We start from the raw sequence: 4,538 nt of genomic DNA on the forward strand, positions 1-4,538 counted from the left end.
TGATTGTTTTTCCATTGTATTGGAATTATTTGAGTATTTGATTGGTGTGTTCTTTTGTTTTGACTTTTTCTATGATTTCTTCAATCTTGCCTTCCTCGTCGATGATAAAAGTTGTCCTAGCGGTACCCATATACTTTCTTCCATACATGGATTTTTCTACCCAAGTACCGTAGGCTTCATGTACAGTTTTGTCCTCATCAGCAATAAGTGAAAAAGGGAGTTCTTGCTTTTCGATGAATTTCTTATGCGATTTCTCAGAATCTGAACTGATACCCAAGATTACATACCCGGCTTTCTGCAAGGCTTCATAATTGTCTCTTAAGTTACATGCTTGTGCGGTACATCCTGGGGTATTGTCTTTCGGATAAAAATAAAGTACTACCTTTTTACCTTTGAAATCGGAAAGTTTGATGGTATTGCCATCCTGATCCTTTGATTCAAAATCTGGTGCTGCTTTTCCTACTTCTACTGACATAATGTTTTCTTTTTAAGGTTATGATTTAATTTAAAGTGCTCGTGTATTGGGATTCGTTTCCAGCCATATCACGCACCTTTAATAAAACCTCTCCTTTGAAAGGTTGTTTATTTATCTTTTCTGACCAAATGACGTTTTGCTTGTGTTCGTAACGCATCAAGACCCATTCCCCATCAACAAAAGCTTCAAAGTCCCTGATCCCTGATTTGTTATCCCGGATGATAAAACGTAATTCACTTGAATTGACCCTGACAGCACGGATGGCTGGTGGTACCTTATCCTCCTCAATCACAAAAGTACCAAAATTTCTGGTTTTGAAACGGATGTCTTCAGATTCCCAAGTGCCTCCTACAAAACTTTTCCATCCGTTTTCGGACTGAAAATACACATGTGCATGTGTTTTATCACCTTCAAACCCTGTATTTTTGAAAAGAACTTCCATATTGCTCTGTAGGTATTCTTGAGGAGCATTGATTTTAATGGCTTTGGATCTTCCATTTCTACTTTTTTCTATCCTTAAAAAAAGGTCGTCCAATAGGGTTTTTTCTTCGAAATGTATTCCGACATCATTATTGAAATAGGCCATTTCTTCACCAAAAGGTATCTTTTTCTGAACTGTTGGAAAAATCGTTTCTGTACAGATATCGATTTTTTCCGGAACCCCATAATTCATGTCCCAAAGGTAAATTCTGCGCCCATTTTGCAAATAGGCGGGAGGAAGATCCATGATATATCCATGTACATGAACCTGCGCCATTTCTCCCCACTCTGATGAACCAGCCTGAATTTTCATAACCTCTCTATGGTAAGTAATGACAGTGGGTTGATGGCTCACTGTTCTCGGGCTGGGAGAACTCTTTTCTTCTTTTTCTCCTATGATCTGAAAAGAAAGCATGCGGGTATTTCCGAAATAATCCTTCATAGCGAGATTAATTTTCTTACTTTCTCCTGGCAGTGCTGTCAATGCACCCGAACCGGAAGATTTAGGATCATAGAGCTCCATCTGATTGTTTGGGTAATGATATACTCTAGTAAACCTGTTTTGATGGGCATGACTGAGTAAATACCTGCTTTTGTAAAAATCTATATGGTCTATGTGTATCCTGAAAAGTGGATTATCATCTTCACTCAATTCAAAAACAGGAATCCCAAAAGTATTGCCTACACCATCCATTTTGTCTATGGCATAGATTTCCAATCCCACTCTTCCGCTGATTTTTACATCTTGGGGCAGGAGGTATTTACCGCTTTCTATAAGGGGTGTAAACTCTTTTCTGGCAAATTCACCATCTACCCTGGATAGAAAATCCAAAGGTGTCAATGCCATCCGATAAAGAATGGGGGAGGTTGTATCTACAATTTCTTTCCACCTATATTTGAATGGATCTATGGCATGATCAAGTGTATCTCTGATTTCAAAATGCAGATGAGGTCCGCCTGAACTTCCTGTATTTCCACCATTGCCAATGATCTCTCCTTTTTTGACAGGAATTTCCTGAGGCTCCAAAAAGACTTCCAGATCATTTTTCTTTTCAGCATACATTCTCTCCCTCATGAAATCCATGATCTTGGGAGAGAAATTTCTCAGATGGGCATAAACAGAGGATTGTCCATCATTGTGGCGGATATAGAGGACATTTCCATACCCATAGGACGAAACTTTCATCCGGTACACATAACCATCAGTGATGGAAAGAATGGGTTCTCCATCCACACCACCGATTTTTACATCAATTCCTGAGTGGAAATGATTTGGCCGTATTTCAGAAAAATTACCTGCAAGCAAGGCCCTTTGACCAGGCTTGACCGGAAAAAGATAATCCTGCGCCTGTAAGTTGAGAGAAAGGAATAAGAATAAGAGTAGGGGGAATTTATTTGACTTCAAAATCCAATAGCTTTTTGTCTTCTATAAATGCTTCGAGACGGTCGCCCACATTGATTTTGCTGACTCCGGCAGGTGTTCCGGTAAAGATAAGATCACCCTTTTTTAAGGTGAAGAACTTGGAAACATAGGCGATAATATCGGCAAAGTTAAACAACATCATAGAAGTGTTTCCTTTTTGTCTGAGTTCACCGTTGATATTTAGGTGGAAATTGATGTCATTCAATTCTGAGAATTCAGAAATAGGAAGAAACTCACCTATAGGAGCTGAGCCATTGAAGGCCTTGGCGATTTCCCATGGAAGACCTTTGGCTTTGCATTTTTCCTGAAGGTCACGCGCGGTAAAATCTATTCCAATCCCGATTTCTTCGAAATACCTATGGGCAAATTCTTTTTGAATGTACTTTCCTTCTTTTGAAACTTTCAGCACCAATTCTACTTCGTGATGGATGTTTTCTGAAAAGTCTGGATGGAAAAAAGGGGCATTGTTTTTCAATACAGCAGTATCAGGTTTGAGGAAGACTACAGGTTCGGAAGGCCTTTCGTTTTTGAGCTCTTCAATGTGCTCTGCGTAATTTCTGCCAATGGCAATGACTTTCATAGAATAGAGGTTCTGGATTCTGCGTAAAATAAAGGATTTTTTCCCAGTCCTTCAGCGGTATTTATGTAATCTGTCTGGAAAAATAGTAAACGGTAGGGAATTGGCTCGTAGCTTAAACCAATGTATTAATCAGGATTGACTTTTGATTTTTATATTAGGATTCAATTTGGAAAGTTCGCTTATAAACACAGCATTGTTAATTGGTGCTACATATATTTCATCGAATTTATTATAATGAATAAGAATTCCTTTTGAGGCAAGGGCTGGCTTTAAACCTGCCCATAAAGTTTTATCCGGTTCAACCTCCCGAATTTCATCTATCGGAATACTACCTTTTATTAATCCCGACCTGTAAATAAGAAGCTTATTTTTAATGATATAATACGTAGAAAAATAATTGAATGCCATGAGTGCTATTGGAATCAATATTAGCAAACTGAATGTCCAGGAAAATTTATCTGAAAATAAGCTATATAGAAATAAACCTGTTAGAATTCCTAAAGTGCTTTCGTATAAAGGTCCTTTTCTAGCTTCAAATCTCATGGGTAAATTTATTTCAAATTGATTTATCATCAGAATTAATTAAAATAAAATAAATAAATAATTCCCAATGTTACAATTATCAATCTAGTTCAACATCTATTTACACCTGAAGACAGAAGCTTGGACCAAAATTGAAGCAGATTTCAGATTTCAATAAACCAGGTTTAATTCTAATACTTATTAATAATATTTTGATAAAAAACCATTTTAATTCTCTTTCAATCCATCAATCGTTTTCTTCCAAATAGAAACTCCTTAAAATATACTGTAACTGTTCGTACTCTATCAAAAACGCATCATGGCCTGTGGAGGACTCTATTTCTTTATAACTCCCACGGGGAACATGCTTGGCTATAAACTGAGATTCCTCTTTTAAAAACAGCATATCTTTGTCCACTCCGATAGCCAGGATTTTGGAGGGAATAGCAGAAAGGGCATTTTTCACATTCCCACGTCCTCTACCCAAATCATGACTGTCCATGGCTTTACTTAATACCCAATAGGAGAAAGCATTGAATCTGGAGGCAAGCTTTTGTCCTTGGTAGCGGAGATAAGAAGAAATCCTGAAACCATCTAATTTAGCTTCCTTATCTGATTGCTTATTTTCAAAATCTTCGGGGTGTCGATAGGATAGCATAGCTATGGCCCTTGCTGCTTCCAACCCCTTTTTACCTGCATCCGGACTGTTTTCTCCCCAGGAGCTATCTGCTTCTATGGCCATACGCTGGGTCTCATTGAAGCCTATGGTCCAAGGGGATGTTTTGGCATTGGAAGCTAAAATTATGGTATGTCTAACCTGTTCCTGCAGCAGATATGCCCATTCCAAAGCAACTTGTCCTCCAAGTGATCCGCCTATGATGGTATGAATAGATGAAATACCTAAGTGTTGTCTTAAATGTTCCAGGGACTTAGCTAAATCTCTTGTGGTAAGGTTGGGGAAATCGTAAAAGTAAGGTTTGCCACTTTTTGGATTTTCTGATAGTGGATTGGTAGAACCATAGCAACTGCCAAGAAGATTGGCACAAACGATAAAGTGT

At 38.2% G+C, this 4,538-nt stretch carries 5 protein-coding genes; all 5 read right to left on the minus strand.

Going from position 1 to position 4,538, the window contains the following annotated elements; all coding sequences use genetic code 11:
• Nucleotides 1–25: 25 nt before the first annotated feature.
• The gene (bcp, locus tag EA341_RS00805; protein ID WP_293010777.1) at nucleotides 26–475 is read right to left on the minus strand and encodes a thioredoxin-dependent thiol peroxidase; all 450 of its coding nucleotides are present in this window, start codon (nucleotides 473–475) and stop codon (nucleotides 26–28) included.
• 25 nt (nucleotides 476–500) lie between these two features.
• Nucleotides 501–2,360: a M23 family metallopeptidase gene (locus EA341_RS00810; RefSeq protein ID WP_293010778.1), complete on the minus strand. Its 1,860-nt coding sequence runs from the start codon at nucleotides 2,358–2,360 to the stop codon at nucleotides 501–503.
• Nucleotides 2,347–2,958 carry a fumarylacetoacetate hydrolase family protein gene (locus EA341_RS00815; RefSeq protein ID WP_293010779.1) on the minus strand — a complete coding sequence of 204 codons (612 nt, stop codon included), beginning with the start codon at nucleotides 2,956–2,958 and terminating at the stop codon, nucleotides 2,347–2,349. Before EA341_RS00815 ends, EA341_RS00810 begins: the two co-directional genes overlap by 14 nt.
• A 129-nt stretch (nucleotides 2,959–3,087) precedes the next feature.
• A complete protein-coding gene (locus EA341_RS00820) occupies nucleotides 3,088–3,531 on the minus strand; it encodes a PH domain-containing protein (protein ID WP_293010780.1) in 444 nt (147 codons plus the stop codon).
• Nucleotides 3,532–3,727: 196 nt separating this feature from the next.
• Nucleotides 3,728–4,538, minus strand: an 811-nt coding sequence (locus EA341_RS00825; protein ID WP_293010781.1) for an alpha/beta fold hydrolase, incomplete at its 5' end; no start/stop codon positions are given.

Origin of the sequence: Mongoliibacter sp., assembly GCF_007692705.1 — a bacterium.
GTDB lineage: Bacteria > Bacteroidota > Bacteroidia > Cytophagales > Cyclobacteriaceae > Mongoliibacter.

What these genes read in the sequence shown, in the direction of transcription:
- bcp (WP_293010777.1), bottom strand. Translation starts at nt 475, where the DNA reads ATGTCAGTAGAAGTAGGAAAAGCAGCACCAGATTTTGAATCAAAGGAT.
- EA341_RS00815 (WP_293010779.1), bottom strand. Translation starts at nt 2,958, where the DNA reads ATGAAAGTCATTGCCATTGGCAGAAATTACGCAGAGCACATTGAAGAG.
- EA341_RS00820 (WP_293010780.1), bottom strand. Translation starts at nt 3,531, where the DNA reads ATGATAAATCAATTTGAAATAAATTTACCCATGAGATTTGAAGCTAGA.